Below are 18,111 nucleotides of genomic sequence, written 5' to 3'. Positions count from 1 at the left end.
GGAGGGATAAGGGATGCGGGATGAGGGATGGGCAAAGCGCCTGTTCAGCCTCTCGCTCCCCGTCGACTCCTTCGCCAGAGGCTCGTTTGGTTTCGTTCGGCCCGTCTCGCCTCTGGCGGGACGGGCCGTTTTCGTTCGCGCCAGAGGCTGGGCTCGCGCCTCTGGCGCCAGAGGCTAGAGCCGCACGAGCTCTACGCGGCGGTTTTGCTGACGGCCTTCGAGCGTGCCGTTGTCGGCAGCGGGTTGGGTCTGCCCCAGCCCGGCGGCTTCCAAGCGCGAGCCGCTAATACCCTGAGCGGTGAGGTACGCCACCACGGCGTCGGCGCGCTGCTGGCTAAGGGTGAGGTTGGCCTCTGGCGTGCCGGTGTTGTCCGTGTGGCCCTCGATCCGCAGGCGGAGGTCGCCGTTTTGCTGCATCGTGCGCACGATGTCGCCGAGGGTGGGCGTGGACTCGGGCTTGATCGTCGCGCTGCCGCTGGCGAAGAGGATGCCCTGCGTGGCGACGCGGCCGTCCGCCAGAAGCTGGTCGTACAAGATCTCGCGCCCGCCGGCGGCGATGCGGACGTTGTCCACGAGGATGGGCCCGTTGCTGCCGTCGTCCGTTGCGGCGACCTCGCCACCGACGGCCCACAAGAGGCGGTCCGTGCGCTGGATGTCCGCATTGGGGATGTTCGCGACGCGCTCCTCGCCGATGTACATCTTGACGTAGGAGCCGTCCACGGCGATCCGGACGGGCACCATCGCGCTCAAAAAGGCGTCCTTACGCTGGAGCGAGGAGCCGCCAGAGGCGCCCTCGGAAACGCCGGTCTGGAAAAAGTCCGCGACGCGGAATTCGGAGGCGGCGTGGTTCTTCATGTCGCCGTGGAAGGTGTGGAAGCCGTCCTCCGCGTCCACGAGCGGGCCGGTGGCGAGCGTGGTGTAGTTCCAATCGTCGCCGTGATACAGGTCGAACTCGATGGTGAACCGCTCGGGGAGCGTCTCAGGGAGCGGGATCGCGAAGGCGCTCGCGTCGCCGAAGCGGAGCATCTGGTTGCCGTTCTCGCTCACGACCTCCATCACGCCGCTCTCGAACTCGATCCGGCTCGGCACGTTGCCTACATAGTCGCTCTCGAAGTCCTCGGAGAAGAGCGGCCGGGCGCCGGGCACGAAGTCGTAGTTGGCCCACGCCCCCGTGCCGGGCGCGGCGGACGGGCTGGCGCCAGAGGCCGCGCCGGATTGCGCCGCTGGCGCCCGCACGATGGCGTCGGTCGCGTTGTCCGTGCCGACGGGCGCGCCGTTGCGGTCCACGTACTGACCGTCGTCGTCCACGAGGACCACGTCGCTGCCCTCGGCCTGGGCACTCTCGATGCACTCGGGGTCGGTAAAGAGGCATTCGATGGCGTCCTCGCCCGCGTCGAAGGCGGCGCGGACGGCGTTCTCCACCGCGCGTTCTGTCCGGGATTCGACCTCGCGCTCGGCAGCGCGGCGAGCGGCGTCGCGGGCACGTTTGAAGATACTCTGGGCATCGGCCGCGTCGGCGGCGAACAGGCTGACGAGGAGCGTGAACAACAGGGCGCGCGTGAGGCGCCAGCGGAGCGGAGTCATGGTCAGGGATGGAGAGTGAAGTCGTCTCCATGTACCGGATCCGCCGCCTCGCCCCGTCACGCTGGCCAGGCCGCCTCTGGCGCCAAAGGCCGCGCACCGCTGCAGCGCCAGAGGCTATCGCGCGAGCCAGTCCGCGTACAGCTCCGGGCGGCGGTGCTGGAGGAACAGGCGGCGCGCGTGGGACTCCGCCACTGCGCCGAGGTCCACGTCGGCGTAGAGGATCTCGTCGGCGCCAGAGGCGGCCCGCGCGACGACGCGGCCGTCGGGGGCGGTCACAAAGCTCTCCCCCGCGAACGTCAGCCGCGCCTCCTCACCGACGCGGTTGACGAGCGCCGTGAAGTAGCCGTTCTGGAACGACGCCACCTGCATCTCGGCCTCGTAGAGCCCGTCCGGCCACTCCCCCACCGCCCCGGCCTGTGGCACGATGACCACCTCAGCGCCCGCCAGCGCGAGCGCGCGCATGGCCTCGGGAAAGTGCCGGTCGTAGCAGATCGCCACGCCGATGCGGCCGGCGGCGGTTTGGTAGACGGGCAGGCCGTTGTCGCCCGGCGCGTAGAACCCCTGCTCGTGGAACGCCTCGTAGTCCGTGATGTGGATCATCCGCGTCACGCCCAGCAGCGCCCCGTCCGCGTCGATCACCGGCGACGCGTCGAACGTCTGCTCGCCTCTGGCGCCAGAGGCCCGCTCGAACAGGTTGAGCACGCACACGACGCCTCTCGCTGCCGCGCGCTCGCGAAACGCCGTGACGGTCGGCCCGTCGATGGGCTCGGCGTGGGCCAGGAGTTCGGGCGTGGCGTGTCGCTGCGGCCAGAACGGGTGGAAGGCCAGTTCCGCGAAGGCCACGAGGTCGGCGCCCGCGTCGGCGGCGCGCTCGAAGGCGGCGAGGCCTCTGGCGAGGTTGTCCGCGAGGTCGGGCGTAGCGGTCTGCTGGACGAGGGCGAGCTTCATGGAGGACTGGGGACTGGGGACTGGGGACTGGAAGATCGCGGCGCCTCTGGCGCCAGAGGCTCCTCTCCGGCTCCGCGTTCTTTCCTCGTCCCTCTTTCCTTCTTCCCCGGCGCCAGAGGCGCGATCTTGAGGCCGATCCGATCTCCACTCCGATGGCCCTCACCTCCAAGCAGCGCGCTCACCTCCGCAAGCTCGCGCACCCGCTCAAGCCCGTCCTGCACCTCGGTAAAGAGGGCGCGACCGTCCCGACCGTGCGCGCGCTCCGGCAGGCGTTCAACACCCGCGAGCTCGCCAAAGTCCGCGTGCACGACGGCGGCGAGTTGGGCCCACGCGAGGCCGCCGAGGCGCTCGCCGCGCAGGTCGAGAACACCGTCGTGGTCTCCGTCGCGGGCCGCAGCGCGGTCCTGTACCGGCCGGACCCGGACGCGCCGCAGATCAAGCTCCCGCAGTCCAAGCAGGCGTAGCGCCAGAGGCCTCTGGCGTCTGGACTCGGGTTCGAGTCCCGGCATCCCCACATCACACAGGCCGGGCCGACACCGCAGCTGGAGATCGCCTCTGGCGCCAGAGGCCGATGCAATCACAGGAGAGCATGGGGCGTCTCTCCGCAGACGGTCTCTCCGCACGCCGCCTCTGGCGGAGCGGGCGGTGCCGCCCCATCTCCCCCTGCCCCATCGCTCGTGGCCCCTGCTCTCGCCCTCGCCTCCGCGCCCTCACTCCGGCGCGTCGTCGCGCCCCCGCCAGAGGCTGAAGAATTGGACGCGCTGCTCCAGCGCGCCTACCGCTTCGCGCTCTCGCTGACGCACGACGAGAACGAGGCGCGCGACATCGTGCAGGACGCGAGCCTGTCCGTCGCCCGGCGCGGCGGGCCGTGGCACGCGGGCTACCTGCTGACCGCTGTCCGCAACCGCTTTCTGGACCTCCGCCGCCGCCCGGCCCTGTTCGACCACGAGGTAGACACCGCCGCGCTGGACGACCCGGCCGACACGCCCTCGCCAGACGACACCGCGCCCTTTGCCGCCGTCGCGCTCGGCGACGCGCTGGGCCTCTTGCGCGAGGACGAGCGCGAGGTGCTGTTCCTCCACGCCGTCGAAGGCCTGACCGCGTCCGAGATCGGCGCGATCACGAACCGGCCGCGCGGGACCGTTCTGAGCCTGCTGCACCGCACGAAAAAGAAACTCCGCGCTCGCCTCGGCGACGCCTACCGTCCCTAGCGCCACCATGACTCAGCCCTCTCTCGACGAGGCCGTCCGCGAGCACTACCGGACCGCTTCCCTCGACCCCGACGCGCTCCGCTCGCTCCGCGAGGCCGTGCTCGACGCCGCGCCAGAGGCCTCAGCCCCGGTTCCGCCAGAGGCCAGCCGCCTGGCCTCGCGCCGCGCGGGGGGCCGCGCGCTCGCCTCTGGCGCCGCCCGCCTCTGGCGCCCCATCGTGGCAGGCGCGCTCGTGGTGGCTCTCGCCGCGGCTCTTCTGCTTGCCTGGCCTGCGGGCGGCGTCTCCGCCGAGGCCGTCGCGCAGGAGATCGCGCTCAACCACGTCCGCGCCCTCGACCCCGACGTGCGCGCGCCGTCCTTCGCCGACCTCGCGGGCGACCTGGAAGGCCTGGACTTCGCCGTTGTCCGGCCTGCCTCGATGGAGATGGGCGAGCTCGTCGGGGCGCGCTACTGCTCGCTCGGCGGCGAGATGGCGGCGCAGATCCGCTTCCGCGACGCCAACGCGCGCATCTGCACGCTCTACCAAGCCAAGGACTCCGATACGTTCCGCGACGTGCAGGAGGGCACGTACGAGCGCGGCGGCGTGCGCGTGCGCGTCTGGCGCGAGAGCGGCCTGGTCATGGGACTGGCCGAGCCCATCGCGGGAGCGTGAGGGAGGGATAAGGGATGTGCACGCTCCGCGCGCAGGGATAGAGGGATGGGCAGAGCCATCGAACTTCGCGCAAGCACCTCTCCTGAGGATCATCCCGGACTTGAGACGGGACCTCCTCGGTGCTGCCTACCCGCGTTTCTGTGCCCTCGGCCTGCGTCTTCAAGGGCTCCGCACGGATTCCCGCCTCAACATGCCAGAGCCTCTGGCGCCAGAGGCTTCCCTCTGCGCATCCCTCCGCCCCGCGTCCCCTATCCCTGCAGGCGCCTCTGGCGCCTAGTTCGCCATCGCGCGGAGAAAGAAGCGCGGGATCTCGGCGCGGAAGCGGGCCCCGTCGGCGCGCTGCATGAGGTAGTCACCTTCCATGCTGCCGCCGAAGGTGGGGAGCACGCAGAACGAGCGATACGTGTGCGCCTCCCCCGGCGCGAGGACTGGCTGCTGGCCGACGACGCCCTCGCCCTGCACCTCCTGCACGCCGCCGTCGGCGTCGCGGATCTGCCAACGGCGGCGCAGCAGTTGGACCTCTTGCGCGCCGGCGTTCGCGATCTGGACCTCGTAGCCGAACACGAAGCGCCGCGCGAGCGGCTGCGATTTTCCGTCGAGGTAAGCCGGGCGGACCGTCACGGTGACGGCTTCGGTGGTCGCTTCGTAGGACACCATGGGATCGCGTGATGGGGCCGGGGTTCACGCCAGAGGCCTCTGGCGGTTCGCGCCGCCGTCATTTTCACGCGCCCCGCGCGGCAACCTCTGGCGGGCTCGGCGGGTTCACCCCTCCGAACACGCCCCGCCGATCCCATGCACCCCGACCAGTACACCCCCGACTCCCACCGCTACCGCGCCGCCGATAGCAACCCGGCCAAGCCCGAGCAGGACCAGAACTCCGACGCCATCGACGAGGCCGTGGAGACGGACTCCGACGAGCCCGGCTCCGCGCCAGAGGTAGAGGGCGGCCGCCAGGCCGAGGCGGGCAACGCCTACGTGGGCCGCACGATGGATGACAGCCTGAAATCCAGCCCGCGCGTGGACGAGCCCGGCGCTGGCACGGCCGACGAAGACGACTAGCGCTCTTGGCACCAGAGGCTACGACGTGGCCTCTGGCGCGAGCCATCGGGCGAGCGCAGCCGTCACCTCGGGGCGGCTGAGCAGTTGGAAGTGGTGCGCGCCCGGGACAAGGAGGGACTCCGCGAACGCGAGCACGCGCGAGGGGTCCTCGTGCTCGCCGAGCGCGCTCGGGACCGGCACCAACCCGTCGCCCACAGTCCGTGCCGCCAGGGGCTGCACGACGGCGCGTTCGCGGGAGGCCGTGGACGCGGCGACGGCATAGCACGCGACGCCTTCGGGAAGCGGCACGGCTGCGCGCGTGTCGCCACGGCGCTCGAAGCGGTCGGCGCCTTGCCAGTCGGCGTCGAGGAGGTTGCCGTGGCGGAGGTCCGTCACGCCCGCGCTGCGGATCTGGCCCAGCGCCGCTAGAGGCCGCGTGGTTCGTCGCAATGCGAGCAGCGTGTCAATGCCGTTGCCGGCGCGCTCCAGCGGCGATCCGTGGTGCGGCGTGCCCAGAAACACGATGCGTGAGAGCAAGCCGGGCCACCTCAACCCCTCGCCTCTGGCGACGTGGACCGCGCTCCGCGTGACGAGGCCGCCCATACTGTGCGCGATTACGGCGATGTCCTGCACCGGAACGGGCCAGCTCGCGACGAGCGCTTCCATCTGCGCCGCCAGCTCACGCCCGTTTTCCGAGATGTGGAGGCCGGTGTTGTAGCGCGCATAGATGGGCGTCCACCCCAGCGAGATAGCGGTCTCGGCGTGGTTGACGGGCTCGCCTTCGTGGCGCGCCTGCCACTGGAGGTCGTTCATGCACAGGCCGTGGATCATGAGCACGATCCTGCCCGTGACCTCTGGCGACGCGGCCTCTGGCGAAACCGCATCGGCCTCTGGCGCCAGAGGCCCGGTGCGCAGCGTCATCGGGATGGCGAGCGCGTTGCCGGTCGCGGCCATGCGGTCGCCCAGCACGCCGTTGAGCGCGGCCACGAACGCCTGCCGGCCGCGCGACCCCTCGCCAGCGGCCGGGTCGGGGTCGGACGTGACGCGGCCCAGAAGCGAGTCCACCGTGCGGCCTACGAACCGCGTGACGGCGCGGACGGCGCGATACACCCCGCCGGTGATGCCGCGCGTGCGGCCGGGCGCTCCCGCGCGTACCCCGAGCGTGCGCCAGATCGCCGCGTGGACGCCCTCGGCGACATTGGCCGCGCCAGAGGTCGCCTCGGTGACGAGCGCGGCGAGGGCGCGGAGGTCGGAAGCGCGGAGGGGAGCGGACATGGCCCGCCTACACGCCAGCGGCAGCGGGGGTGCGCCCTCGCGAGATCTCCGCCGAGGCCTCTGGCGAGTTCGCGTCGGAATGCGCGGCTAGGAGCAGTGCGTCGATGGCGGCCTCTGGCGTCGGCGCAGAGCGCAGCGCCTCGACCGTGGCGTCGGCGTGGAGCGTGCGGGCGAGAAGAGCCAGCCACCCGAGGTACGCCGGCGACGCGGCCTCCAGCGGCGCCACAAACATCACCACCACGTGGACCGCGCCAGAGGCCCCGGGCACGCTCAGGCCCTCGGCGCTCGTGCCGAGGGCAAGGAGCGGCTTGCGCACGGCGGCGGTGCGGGCGTGGAGGAGGAGCACGCCGGGGCGGATTTCGGTCCGCGCCTCTGGCGGGGCGGCGAGGAGCGCCTCGCGGGCCGCGCTCCGGTTGGTCTCGGAAAAGGCGCTTGCGAGCGTTTGCCGCACCAGGTCGTCCACCGATCCGGGCCGGAGCGAGATGCGCACCCCGTCGGGGCCCAGGCGGTCCAAGAACGTGCGCTCGCCTCTGTCGGGGCGCGGGAGCACGCCGGAGCCGGGCGCCTGGCCGGGGTACAGCACCAGCAGCGGGTGTCCTGGGAATTGCTGCGCGAGCGTGCGCGGAAGGCGGTCCGCCGCGGCGCTCCACGCGATGGCGCCGGGCCGCGCGGAGACGAGCGCGAGCGCGTCCGACGGCCGCACGATCTGCGCGAGCGCCTCTGGCGCCCCCTTCCAGTCGTCCAGCGCCAGAGGCTCCGGCTTCGGCCCGCCGCGGCGCGACCCGAACGCGGCGAGGACGCCCTCGCGATGCGCCTCTGGCGTGAGAACCGCGAGACCTGCGCCTGCGCGCGAGGCCAGGCCGGCCAGGAGATGCGCGGCTTCGGCAAAGCCGGGCTCGCCCTCCGCCAGAGGCGGGACGACCACCACGAGCCGCCCGACGGTCGCCAGAGGCGCGCCACCGCGGGCGACGAGAACAGCCGCTGAGGTTTCGCGGAGCACGCGATCCGGGATAGTCCCGAAGAGCAGGCGCTCGGCTGTCGCGCTGCCGTCCCAGCCCATCACGAGCGTCGTCGCGCGGGTCTCGGTCGCGGCGCGCGCGAGGGCTCGGGCCACGTTGGCCTCGCTGCGGACCAGCGGCAGCACCGGCACGTCGGCGCCAGCGGCGTGGACGACGGCCGCCGAGAGGAGCCGCTCGCCTCTGGCGACCTCGGCCTCGGGATCGGCGCCGCGGTCGACGACCGTCACGGCCACGATCGGCGTGGCCGGATCGGGCTCGTGCGCGAGCAGCGCGAGGTCGAGGATGGCCTCCACGCTCGCAGGGTTGGAGAGCGAGACGAGAAGGCGCGGGCGCCGCGCCAGAGGCGCGTGGGCGGCGCGGGATTCGGCGGTGAGGGCGAGCCGCCGCCCGGCGCTCTCCACCAGCCATGGGCCAACCAGGCACGTCACCATCACCATCGCGATGGTCCCGTTGAGGATCGCAGCGTCGAATAGGCCCACTTCGACGCCCACGAGCACGGCGGCGAGCGTCGCGGCCGCTTGCGGAACCGTCAGGCCAAAGACCAGCCGCGCCTCGTCAGCGGTGTAGCCGAAGGCCGGGCGTGTGGCCCACGCCGCGGCGCCCTTGGTGAACAAAAGCGAGCCCACCATGGCCCCCGCGACGGCCCACGAGCGCGCGACATCGGGACCGGAGACGAACGCGCCGAGGTCGACCAGCATCCCCGTCGCGAGGAGGAAGAACGGCACGAAGAGCGCGTTGCCCACGAAGCCGACGCGGTTCATGAGCGCGCTGCCTTCGGGCACGAGCCGGTTGAGCGCCAAGCCCGCCAGGAACGCGCCGATGATGGGCTCCACGCCCAGCGCTTCCACGCTCAGCGCGCACGCGAAGACGACCGCGAGCACGAACACGAACTCGACCGTCGCGTCCTGCGCCGCGCGGCGCAAGAACCACGCGCCCGCCCGCGGCACGCCCCACAGGACCGCGACCGAGAACAGCGCCAGAGGCCCGGCCACACGGACGAGCACGAGGGGGTCGAACGCGGCGCCAGAGGCCCCGGACCGCGCGCCGCTGGCGATGACCGCGAGCACGAGCAGGGCGAGCGTGTCGGTCAGGATCGTCGCGCCGACGGCGGTCGTCACGGCGTTCTCCTTCTGGAGCCCGAGCCGCGCCGCGGCGGGGTAGGCCAGAAGCGTATGGCTGGCGAAGACGCTGCCGAGCAGGATCGCGGCGGGCCAGCCCATCCCGAACCCTAGAATGCCGACGGCCGTGCCGACCACCTGCGGGAGGGCAAACGTGAGGCTGCCGAAGACGAGGCTCTGCTTGCGGTGCCGGATAAACTCGTGGAGGTCGATCTCCAGCCCGGCCAAAAACATGATGTACAGCAGCCCGACCGTCCCGAGCAGGACCATCGTCGGGTCGCGCGCCAGCACGCCGAGAGCGTTCGGCCCCAGCGCCACGCCCGCCAAGAGCAGCACGACCGACGAGGGGATCCCCCGCCGGCCCACCAGCGGCGCCGCGAGGAGCACCAACAGCACGGCCGTAAACACGGCCACGGGTTCGGTAAGCGGGAGCGAAAGGTCGAGGGCGAGCAGCACGCGAGAAGAGGAGAAGCGGCCGTCCGCAAGAGGCGCGCACGATACGACGCGAAGCCTCTGGCGTCACCATCCGCGGCGCGGACCGTCTCGTGCGCCGAGCCCTGCACGAATCCGGCCTCTGGCGCAGTCGCCAGAGGCCGGATGACGGGGTGCGCCAGGGCGCGGGGCCTCATCGGAGGCGTGGCTTTCGCCAGAGGCTACCCGCGGAAGCGGGCGGTGTAGCGGACCGTCTGCGTCTCGTCGGGGCCGAGCGTGACGGTGAACTGCGCTGTGCGCGCGTCGATCTTCTCGCTCGGGACCGTGGACTGCGTGATCTCCCAGTCGCCGTAGAACACGCGCTCCACGATGTCGACCGTGGCAGGCACCTCTTTGCGGTTGCGGACCTCGACTTCGACCGTGATCTCGCGCACGCGGTTGGAGATCCGCTTGTTCTCGACCTCGCGCCGCGTGCCGACCACATCGAACGCGTCGCCGACGTAGAGGCGGACGGTCTCGTTGCGGGCCGTGTGCTGGATCTGGTCCTCGCCCAAGAACTGGAGGTTGCCCCGGCTGTCCTCCTTGTAAACCCGCACGATGCCCTCGGGAAGCGGCATCCCCATGTTGTTGGCCTCCGAGTTCTCGACCTCCAGCACGACCGCCGCAGCCATCTCATTCGTCGCGCCGCCCGCACCGGGACGCGGCGCGCGGTAGAACGGGAAGTAGCTGCCCGCGCCGTCGAAGATGAGGCGGCGCTGCGTGCCGGCCTCTTGCGCCGCGAGAAGTTCGAGCTGCTTGGTCTCGCGCTCTGCGATGGTCGTCGGGAGGGGGAACGTGTAGAGGTGGTACTCGAAAAAGGCCTCCTCTTGCGGCGCGGCGCTCACAGCTTGCGCTTCGTACATCACATCGGCAGCCCGCCCCCCGCGGAAGTTCATCTGCGGTTGCACGCGGCGCACGTCGCCCGCGATGAGTTGGAGGCTGGCGTCGGTGTAGGTCGCGCCGCTCTGGTTGTTGATGGTCACCCAGCCGGTGAGGTCCAGGCCCGTCTCGGCTTCGTTGACGACGGCCACGTAGTCGGCTTTCCAGCCGATGCCTTCGGTCATGTACCGCGCCTCCACGCGCTGCGTGCCCGCGCGCTCGGAGTCCAGGCGCCAGAGGAGCGAGGGGCGCGAGAGGAGGCCTTCGGGCAGCGTCAGCAGCTCGATGGTGCCCTCGGGGTTGACGAGCACGCGGCCGTCGTCCAGGCGGATGATGCGGCCCTGGTTGGGCTGCGAGATCAGCACGCCCTCTTCCGCGATGGTCCGGTCGCCGATGTCGCGCACAATCCGCACGCGCTGCCCGACCGCCGCGTCCAGCACGCTGTTCGTGCCGATGAGGTTGTACTGGTAGTTCTGCTCCAGCACGCTCAGGCTCCCGGGGTTGGAGAGCGAGGCCAGCGAGAGGCTCGCCGGGTTGATCTGCGCCGGGACGCCCTCGAAGCGTACGGCGTTGACGCCTCTGGCGAGCGCCAGCGGCCGCACCTCGCGCACGATGCCGAAGCCGCCGTTGTAAACTGTGAGGGAGACCGCCTCGCGCTGCTCGGGCGTGGAGACGACGGGCGATTGGGCACGCGCGGGCATGGCGAGCAGAAGGGCGAGAGCCGGGAGGAGAAGGCGCATGGGGTCGGGGGAGGTGAGCGGGGAAGACGCTGGAACCGATCGGTTTGGTATCCGAGGACCGCCAGAGGCCGCATCCGTCGCCTTCGCGTGACACGGCCCCCGGCGGCCCCGCCCCCGGCGCCAGAGGCCTTCCCAACTGGTGTCATCGCGAGGAGCGCAGCGACGCGGCGATCTGCTGGTCCGCGCTCGGGTGCGCGGGATCGCCACGCTCCGCTCGCGATGACACACTGGAGTAGTGGAGGCGTATGCAACTCCATGTCTAGCCCTCTGGATGTCTAAGCCTCTGGCGTCGCCTCCCTTGGCGGCTCCGGCCTCTGGCGCCAGAGGCCCGGTACCTTCGTGGAAACACAACGCCCCCCCGCATGAAGCCGCTCGCCTCGCGCACCGACGCCCTCCGACAGTCCGACATCCGCGCCATCACGTTCGCCGTCAACGAGCATGGCGGCGTGAACCTCGGCCAGGGCATCTGCGACCAGCCCACGCCAGAGGCGATCCGCGAGGGCGCCAAACGCGCCATCGACGCCGGGCGCTCGCTGTACACGGCCTACAACGGCATCCAGCCGCTGCGCGAGAGCATCGCGGAAAAGGCCCGCACGTTCAACGGGATCGACTGCGACGAGAGCCAGGTCGTCGTCTCGGTCGGCAGCACGGGGGCGTTCGTGAGCACGGTCCTCGCGCTGTGCGAAGCCGGCGACGAGGTGATCCTGTTCCAGCCGTTCTACGGCTACCACAGCGGCATCCTGCGGCTGCACGGCGTGACGCCCGTCGCCGTCCCTCTGGCGCCGCCCGGCGGCGCGCAAGAGGCCTGGGCGGTGGACCTCGCGGCGGTCGAGGCCGCGGTGACTGAGAAGACGAAAGCCGTCCTGATCTGCACGCCGGCCAACCCGACGGGCAAGGTCTGGACGCGCGAGGAACTGGCCGGCGTGCTGGAGATCGCTACGCGGCACGACCTCTGGTGCATCACCGACGAGATCTACGAGCACATGACCTACGACGGGCGCGAGCACGTCTCGCTGGCGTCCATGCCTGGCGCGGCCGAGCGGACGGTCACGCTCTCGGGCTTTTCCAAGACGTTCAACATGACCGGCTGGCGGCTGGGCTACGCCATCGCGCCGCCAGAGGCCTCTGGCGTGGACGTGGCGCAGAAGATGGGTCTCGTCAACGACCTGCTCTACATCTGCGCGCCCGCGCCGCTGCAGTACGGCCTGGAAGCCGCGCTGCCGATGCCGGACAGCTACTACGCGGAGATGCTCGCGGACTACACCGCCAAGCGGACGCTGATGTGCGACACGCTCGCGGCCTGCGGCTTCGAGGTCACTCCGCCCGAGGGCGCCTACTACGTGCTCGCGGGCTTCCGGCCTCTGGCGGACCGCCCCGGCTTCGCCGACGACAGCGAGGCGGCGCAGACGCTTATCGAGGGGGCGGGCGTGGGCTGCGTGCCCGGCAACTCGTTTTTCGCCGCCCCCGAGGACGGCCGCTACTTCCTGCGCTTCTGCTACGCCAAGGAGATGGACGTGCTGGAGGACGCCTGCCGGCGCCTCCGGGCCTTCTTCGCCTGAGCCTCTGGCGCCAGAGGCTGCGCGGGCCGGACGCACAACACTCTTCCAATCGGTGTCATCGCGAGCGGAGCGTGGCGATCTCGTGACGCCGAGCGCGAGCCAACCAGATCGCCGCGTCGCTGCGCTCCTCGCGATGACACCGGTTGGGGGAGGGTGCGCTGTTTGGGGGAGGTAGCACAGGGATGCCCGACGCCTCTGGCGCCAGAAGCCAAAGCGCCAGAAGCCAAAGCGCCAGAAGCCAAAGCGCCAGAAGCCAAAGCGCCAGAAGCCAAAGCGCCAGAAGCCAAAGCGCCAGAAGCCAAAGCGCCAGAAGCCAAAGCGCCAGAAGCCAAAGCGCCAGAAGCCAAAGCGCCAGAGGCCACGCGGGCGGACTACTCAGGCGCGCCCGCGGCTTCGAGCAGCGCGATGACTTCGGCGTGGCCTTCCCCGCGCGCGACGCCGAGCGCGGTCACGTCCTCCGTGCTCCGCGCGCCCAGATCGACGCCATCCACGGCGAGCAGGAACCGCACGATCTCGGCCTCGCCGTTGCGTGCCGCCTCCATGAGCGGCGTCCACGCGTACGAGTTGAAATCATTGGAGGCGCGGTTGACGTCGGCGCCAGAGGCGAGCAGCAGTTGGGCGATCTCGATGGCGACGCCGGAGTCCATGCTGCGGCCGGAGACGGCGTTGAGCAGCGGCGTGTAGCCCAGCGCGTCCGGGAGGTCGGGGTTGGCGCCCGCGTCGAGCAAGATCCGGACGGCCTCTGGGGAGCCGTTGGTGACGGCGAAGTGGAGCGCGCCCTGGTTTTCCAGAACCGGCAGTTGCGCGTCGGGGTCGGCGCCAGCGTCCAGGAGAAGCTGCATCCGTTCCAGGTCGTCGTCGATGGCGGCGCCGGGGAGCGGGGCGCGGTTGGCGAAGTCCTGCGTGACGTTGACCTCGGCGCCTGCGTCGATCAGGAGCTGGGAGATCGCCGCCGTGGCGACGTTGAGTGGCGCGAAGCCTTCGGCGTCGGTCGCGTTGGGGTCGGCGCCTCTGGCGAGGAGCAGGCGGACGGCGTCCTCATGCCCCGCGCGTGCGGCGGTGAGGAGGGCGCTCCCGCTGTAGAGGCCGGTCTCGTCGCCCGAGGCGTCGAGCGGCGCCCCGGCGTCGAGCGCCGCCTCGATGGTGGCGACATCGCCAGAGGCGGCGGCGGCGAGAAGGGCGCGCGAGGTCTCGGGAAGGCACGGGCGCTCGCCGCTCTGCACGTCCACCGTCACGCCGTCGGAGCCGGTCGAGATCTCGACACGGCGGCCGTAGAAACCCGGGCATTCGAGCACCCGGAGGCGCGAGAGGAGGCCGCTGTCCAACTCCCAGCCGGGCAGCGCGGTGGTCACCTCGCTCGCGATGGCGTCGCGCGTGGCCTCGTTGCGGCTGATGCGCTCCTGGCGCTCCTCGCGCTGATCGTAGGTGAGCTCCGAGGTGGAGAGCCCGAAGCGCGCGCGGTAGCTGGAGGTCACGTGGCCTTCCGGGTCCGTCGTGACGGTGACGAGCGCCTCGCGGGCGGAGTCGGCCGCCAGAGGCGCGCGGTAGAGCGTCTCGCGCGAGAGCAGATCGCCGTAGCCGTAGGTCTGCGTCGTGTCGGCCACGCCGCGGACGGCCGCGAACTCGTGCGGGGCGTCGGCGACGAGCGAGGCGAGATCGGCCGAGGGCGGGGCCTCTGGCGAGGGCTGCGCCGTGGCGCACCCGGCGAGGGCGAAGGCGGCGAGGGCAAAGGGACGCATGGGAGCGCGGGGGATTCGCCGGGGAGTCTACCCCCAGCGCCCCCGCGCTCGGCTCCCGAGATCACGGGAGGCTCAGGCCTCTGGCGTCATGCGTCGGGCGCATCGTGACGCGCCAGAGGCCTCTGGCGTCGCGGCGTGCGTGGGTGCCTCTGGCGCCAGCGGCGGAAGGCCCAGACGCCGAGGCCGAGCACGATCCAGAACGGCCACAGCGTCACGATCCCGACGAGGAAGCCAAGGAAGACCTCCCAGCCGTCGCCGAAGCCGTCGGCGAGGCGGCTGAAAAAGCCGGGGCCGGCGCTGATGCCCGTCGGCGAGGACTCGTAGAGCGTGAGCGTGACGGTGCTGAGCGCGGCGCGGTCGCGGAGAAAGCGCAGGCGGCCCTCGGCGCTCTCGATCTCCTCGCGCACCTCGGCAAGCGCGGTCTGCACGGCGAGGACCTCTTCCACGTCGCTCGCGCGCGAGAGGAGCGTGACGTACTGCGCCTCCACGGCGCGGCGGGCGCGCAGGCGGCCCTCCACGTCCACGTACTCCTCGGTCACGTCGTCCACGTTTATGCTGCGGGAGTCCACCTCGTCCGCGAGGTCCATCAGCGCCGTCATCAGCGAGTCGAACTGCGCCGCGGCCACGCGGATGGTGTAGGTGTTGCTCACGCGGTAGGACTCGCGCGATTCCTGCTCGCCGGCGAGGTACGCGTCGAACCGGCCGACGATGCCGGGCACGGCGCCAGAGGCCTCCACGTAATCGTCCACGCGCAGGCGGAGGTCGGCGCGGCGGATGAGGACGGGCGCGCGGCGCCTCGCGCTCGTGTCCTGCACCGCTATGACCGGGACGGCGCCGCTGGCGCCAGAGGCCGGGCTGGAGAGCGGCGCGGCGGCGTCCATTTCCGTCATCTCCGTAGAGGAGACGACGTCGGACTCGGAATACGATTCGCCCTGGCACGCGCCGAGCGCGGCGAGGAGCACGAGGAGCGACAGCGCTCGCGCGAAAGGGTGGGAATACATAGGCGTCCGGCGGGGTGAGAGCCGGGGTGGGTGAGCCGCCAGAACGTACGCGCCGCCGCCTCCGTGCTCTGTCATCGTTCTCCGCCTCTGGCGCCAGAGGCGCTCCGGCGCCTCGCGCGAGACCACGCCAGGGGCTCAGTCTGGGAGGCCGGGGCGGCTCACGCCGTGCTCGTCGGTGTAGACGCCCGGAGCCTGCGGCGTGTCGTCCAGGAAGGTGCCGGTCCAGCGCGAGCCGTCGGGCCAGAAGTAGGTGCCGCGGCCGTGGAAGAGGTCTCTGGCGTAGCCACCGGAGTAGATGCGGCCGTCGGCGAGGGTGAAGACGCCCCCGCCCTCGCGGACGCCCTCCACGAACGTGCCTTCGTACCAGTCGCCGTTGGGATGGCGCCAGAGGCCCGTCCCGTTCCAGCAGTCGCCCCTGAGGCAGAGGGTCGCGTTGGACGCCTGGAGCAGGTCGGCCGGGCGGTAGGGCGCGACGCCGAGCGCGAGGTCGAGCGTGTCGGCGCCTCTGGCGACGCGGACGGCCGCGGGCAGCGACTCGCGCGCGGCGCGGAGTTGGTCCAGCGCGCCAGAGGCGAACACGGAGTCCCCGGCGACGGTCACGAGAAGGTCGCCGGCCCGAAGCCCTGCGGTCTCGGCGGCGCCACCGGGCGCGATGCCGGTCACCATCACCCAGCCCTCGGCGTCCTCGTGGAACATGAAGCCGAAGCCCACCGGGTCCTGCGCGAGGACGGGCGAGGCGGCGAGAACAAGAGCGAGGAGGAGCAGGCGCATAGTGGAGCGGAGGGACTCCTGTTCATGCGTCGTCCGGGCCTCTGGCGGGCCAGCCGGACACAGAAACGCCGGAGCCTCGCGAGAGACCCCGGCGCTTGCTTTGGACTCTGGCGCCCCCGGATCGGGACCGGCGCCAGAGGCAGAGCGGTGCGGAACGCCAGCGGCGCTACGCGTCGATCACATCGGCGCCGTTGGCGACGATGACGCTCTCGGGGAAGAAGTAGCGGCCCTCCTTCACGCCGTTCTCGGCGGAGTCCGAGCCGTGCACGGCGTTCTCGCCCATGCTCGTCGCGAACTGCTTGCGGATGGTGCCCTCCTCAGCGTCGGCGGGGTTCGTCGCGCCGATGACCTCGCGCCACTTGGCGACGGCGTCGTCGCGCTCCAGGACGAGCGGGATGCAGGGCGCGCTGGACATGAACTCCGTGAGCTCGCCGAAGAACGGGCGCTCGGCGTGGACGGCGTAGAAGCCCTCGGCCTGAGCGGGCGTGAGCTGGACGAGCTTCATCGCGCGGACGGCGAAGCCCTCCTGGAGGATGCGGTCGAGGATCTTGCCTGCGTGGCCGGCCGCGACGGCGTCGGGCTTGATGATGGCGAGCGTGCGCTCCATGTCGGTAGGGGGTTATTCAAATGGGGAACCCAAATCAACCGCCAGAGGCCGCGTGGGGCCGCGAAAAGGCCGGGAATGCGGCGCGGCGCGTCCGCCTCTGGCGTCAGAGGCTCCTGGAGGGAGCGGAGCCTGCCAGGATCTTTACTGGACCGTTCCGGCGCCTGGCAGGCGCGGGAGCTCTTCCGCCTCCACGACACACCGTGCGTCTAGTTGCCGGCGTGCCACGCCGAGCTCAAGCCCGGTCGCGACAACGTCGATGGGGACCTCGATGCCCTCCGACCACTCCGCGTTGCGGAACGCCGGGGGGAAGCGGCGGAAGATGGACTGCCCCTCGCGGTCCGGCCCCTCCAGCACGTCGCCCTGCTCGAACGCGTAGCCGTCCTCGACGACCTCCATCAGCGCGTAGCCGCCGCGGTGCACCTTCGCGACCGCCGCCGCGCAACCCGTGGGCGCCAGGAAGACGACGTGCGGCGCGATGGTCGTCCCCGCGGGGCGGCCGAGGAGGCCACACCCCGCCAGAGGCAAGAGCAGTGCGAGGCCGAGCAGCGGGAGAAGACGCATGGTGGCGGGGCTAGACGTGCCGCTCAGCGTGATAGGAGGAGCGGACCAGCGGCCCGGCCTCCACGTGGTCGATGCCGTAGCCCTCGCCGATCTCCTTGTACTTCGCGAACTCGTCCGGGTGCACGTAGCGCTCCACCGGCAGGTGCATCCGCGTGGGCTGGAGGTACTGCCCAATCGTCATCACGTCGATGCCGTGGGCGGCAAAGTCCTTCATCGTGCTGTGCACCTCTTCTTCGGTCTCGCCGAGGCCGACCATGATGCCGCTCTTGGTGCGGAGCCCGTACTCCTCCTTGGCCATCTTGAGCACGTCCAGCGAGCGCTGGTAGTTGGCCTGTGGCCGCACGCGGCGGTAGAGCCGCGGGACGGTCTCCACGTTGTGGTTGAGCACCTCGGGCCGCGCGTCGAACACGGTCTTCAGCGCGCTCTCCACGCCGCGCATGTCCGGGATCAGCACCTCGATGGTCTGCCCCTGCTCGTGGATGAGCCGGATCGTCTCGGCGAAGATGGGCGCGCCGCCGTCCTCGCGGTCGTCACGGTTGATGGAGGTCACCACGACGTGCTGGAGCCCCATGAGGCGAGCGGCCTCGGCCACGCGGCGCGGCTCGTCGTAGTCCAGGTCCTTGTTCTCGGGCCGGCCGGTGTGGACGGCGCAGAAGCTGCACGAGCGCGTGCAGACGTTGCCGAGGATCATGAACGTGGCCGTGCCCGCCGTCCAGCACTCGCCCATGTTGGGGCAGCGCGCGGACGAGCAGACCGTGTTCAGGTTGTAGTCCTCCAGCGTTTGCTGGATGCTCCGAAACGTCTCGCCGTAGGGCAGCTTGACGCGCAACCACGGCGGCCGCTCGCCGCGGCGCGGGGCCTCTGGCGCCTTCTGCACGACGGGAAGCTCCAGCATCCCGCCATCGAAGTCGGCGCCGTCGCCAGAGGCGAACGTGGCG

Annotated in this window: 18 protein-coding genes; 6 read left to right on the top strand and 12 right to left on the bottom strand. The window is 71.3% G+C overall.

Annotation, left to right across the window (positions count from 1 at the left end; translation table 11 throughout):
* The first annotated feature begins 13 nt into the window (after nt 1-13).
* Complete coding sequence (locus BSZ36_RS19530) at nt 14-178, top strand: hypothetical protein (protein WP_179271234.1); 165 nt, start codon at nt 14-16, stop codon at nt 176-178.
* Here BSZ36_RS19530 and BSZ36_RS16250 read toward each other — a convergent pair.
* Together BSZ36_RS16250 and BSZ36_RS16245 are read right to left on the bottom strand one after the other, a co-directional pair.
* Complete coding sequence (locus BSZ36_RS16250) at nt 175-1,584, bottom strand: OmpA family protein (protein WP_094550855.1); 1,410 nt, start codon at nt 1,582-1,584, stop codon at nt 175-177. The genes BSZ36_RS19530 and BSZ36_RS16250 overlap by 4 nt on opposite strands.
* Before the next feature lie 114 nt (nt 1,585-1,698).
* A complete protein-coding gene (locus tag BSZ36_RS16245) occupies nt 1,699-2,532 on the bottom strand; it encodes a carbon-nitrogen hydrolase family protein (RefSeq protein WP_094550853.1) in 834 nt (277 codons plus the stop codon).
* 152 nt (nt 2,533-2,684) lie between these two features.
* On the opposite strand from BSZ36_RS16245, the gene BSZ36_RS16240 reads away from it, so the two are divergent.
* The 3 genes from BSZ36_RS16240 to BSZ36_RS16230 all read left to right on the top strand — a co-directional run bounded on the left by BSZ36_RS16240 (nt 2,685) and on the right by BSZ36_RS16230 (nt 4,395).
* Nucleotides 2,685-2,996, top strand: coding sequence for a YhbY family RNA-binding protein (locus tag BSZ36_RS16240; protein WP_094550851.1), 312 nt, complete (start codon nt 2,685-2,687; stop codon nt 2,994-2,996).
* A 213-nt stretch (nt 2,997-3,209) separates the two neighbouring features.
* Nucleotides 3,210-3,743, top strand: a complete 534-nt coding sequence (locus tag BSZ36_RS16235; protein WP_179271233.1) for an RNA polymerase sigma factor — start codon at nt 3,210-3,212, stop codon at nt 3,741-3,743.
* 7 nt (nt 3,744-3,750) lie between these two features.
* Nucleotides 3,751-4,395: a hypothetical protein gene (locus BSZ36_RS16230; protein ID WP_094550847.1), complete on the top strand. Its 645-nt coding sequence runs from the start codon at nt 3,751-3,753 to the stop codon at nt 4,393-4,395.
* A gap of 273 nt (nt 4,396-4,668) precedes the next feature.
* Here BSZ36_RS16230 and apaG read toward each other — a convergent pair whose 3' ends face one another.
* Nucleotides 4,669-5,052, bottom strand: a complete 384-nt coding sequence (gene apaG, locus BSZ36_RS16225; protein WP_094550845.1) for a Co2+/Mg2+ efflux protein ApaG — start codon at nt 5,050-5,052, stop codon at nt 4,669-4,671.
* 135 nt (nt 5,053-5,187) lie between these two features.
* Here apaG and BSZ36_RS16220 point away from each other — a divergent pair, with 135 nt between their 5' ends.
* Nucleotides 5,188-5,454, top strand: a complete 267-nt coding sequence (locus tag BSZ36_RS16220) for a hypothetical protein (RefSeq protein ID WP_094550843.1) — start codon at nt 5,188-5,190, stop codon at nt 5,452-5,454.
* Nucleotides 5,455-5,472: 18 nt separating this feature from the next.
* On the opposite strand, the gene BSZ36_RS16215 is transcribed toward BSZ36_RS16220, so the two are convergent.
* From BSZ36_RS16215 to BSZ36_RS16205, 3 genes are all read right to left on the bottom strand, one after another.
* Nucleotides 5,473-6,708 (bottom strand): esterase/lipase family protein, encoded by a 1,236-nt coding sequence (locus tag BSZ36_RS16215; protein WP_094550841.1) that lies wholly within the window; start codon nt 6,706-6,708, stop codon nt 5,473-5,475.
* A gap of 7 nt (nt 6,709-6,715) precedes the next feature.
* The gene (locus tag BSZ36_RS16210; RefSeq protein WP_094550839.1) at nt 6,716-9,301 is read right to left on the bottom strand and encodes a cation:proton antiporter domain-containing protein; all 2,586 of its coding nucleotides are present in this window, start codon (nt 9,299-9,301) and stop codon (nt 6,716-6,718) included.
* Between the two features lie 197 nt (nt 9,302-9,498).
* On the bottom strand, nt 9,499-10,935 hold the full coding sequence (locus BSZ36_RS16205; protein WP_218827713.1) for a DUF4139 domain-containing protein: 1,437 nt from the start codon (nt 10,933-10,935) through the stop codon (nt 9,499-9,501).
* Between the two features lie 362 nt (nt 10,936-11,297).
* Here BSZ36_RS16205 and BSZ36_RS16200 point away from each other — a divergent pair, with 362 nt between their 5' ends.
* Nucleotides 11,298-12,494 carry a pyridoxal phosphate-dependent aminotransferase gene (locus tag BSZ36_RS16200; RefSeq protein ID WP_094550837.1) on the top strand — a complete coding sequence of 399 codons (1,197 nt, stop codon included), beginning with the start codon at nt 11,298-11,300 and terminating at the stop codon, nt 12,492-12,494.
* Between the two features lie 371 nt (nt 12,495-12,865).
* On the opposite strand, the gene BSZ36_RS16195 is transcribed toward BSZ36_RS16200, so the two are convergent.
* The 6 genes from BSZ36_RS16195 to lipA form a co-directional block, all read right to left on the bottom strand.
* Nucleotides 12,866-14,233 carry an ankyrin repeat domain-containing protein gene (locus tag BSZ36_RS16195; RefSeq protein WP_094550835.1) on the bottom strand — a complete coding sequence of 456 codons (1,368 nt, stop codon included), beginning with the start codon at nt 14,231-14,233 and terminating at the stop codon, nt 12,866-12,868.
* 86 nt (nt 14,234-14,319) lie between these two features.
* A complete protein-coding gene (locus tag BSZ36_RS16190; RefSeq protein ID WP_179271232.1) occupies nt 14,320-15,234 on the bottom strand; it encodes a DUF4349 domain-containing protein in 915 nt (304 codons plus the stop codon).
* Nucleotides 15,235-15,369: 135 nt separating this feature from the next.
* Entirely contained in the window at nt 15,370-16,005 is a 636-nt protein-coding gene (locus BSZ36_RS16185) for a PDZ domain-containing protein (protein ID WP_094550831.1), read from the bottom strand.
* 166 nt (nt 16,006-16,171) lie between these two features.
* A complete protein-coding gene (gene ndk, locus BSZ36_RS16180) occupies nt 16,172-16,612 on the bottom strand; it encodes a nucleoside-diphosphate kinase (protein ID WP_094550829.1) in 441 nt (146 codons plus the stop codon).
* A 141-nt stretch (nt 16,613-16,753) separates the two neighbouring features.
* Nucleotides 16,754-17,173: a hypothetical protein gene (locus BSZ36_RS16175; RefSeq protein ID WP_094550827.1), complete on the bottom strand. Its 420-nt coding sequence runs from the start codon at nt 17,171-17,173 to the stop codon at nt 16,754-16,756.
* A 10-nt stretch (nt 17,174-17,183) separates the two neighbouring features.
* A complete protein-coding gene (gene lipA / locus BSZ36_RS16170) occupies nt 17,184-18,068 on the bottom strand; it encodes a lipoyl synthase (RefSeq protein ID WP_094551389.1) in 885 nt (294 codons plus the stop codon).
* Between the last annotated feature and the right edge of the window lie 43 nt (nt 18,069-18,111).

Source organism: Rubricoccus marinus, assembly GCF_002257665.1.
Lineage (GTDB): Bacteria > Bacteroidota > Rhodothermia > Rhodothermales > Rubricoccaceae > Rubricoccus > Rubricoccus marinus.
Note: the sequence above shows the minus strand (reverse complement) of the source record. Positions and strands in the feature narration are given on the sequence as shown.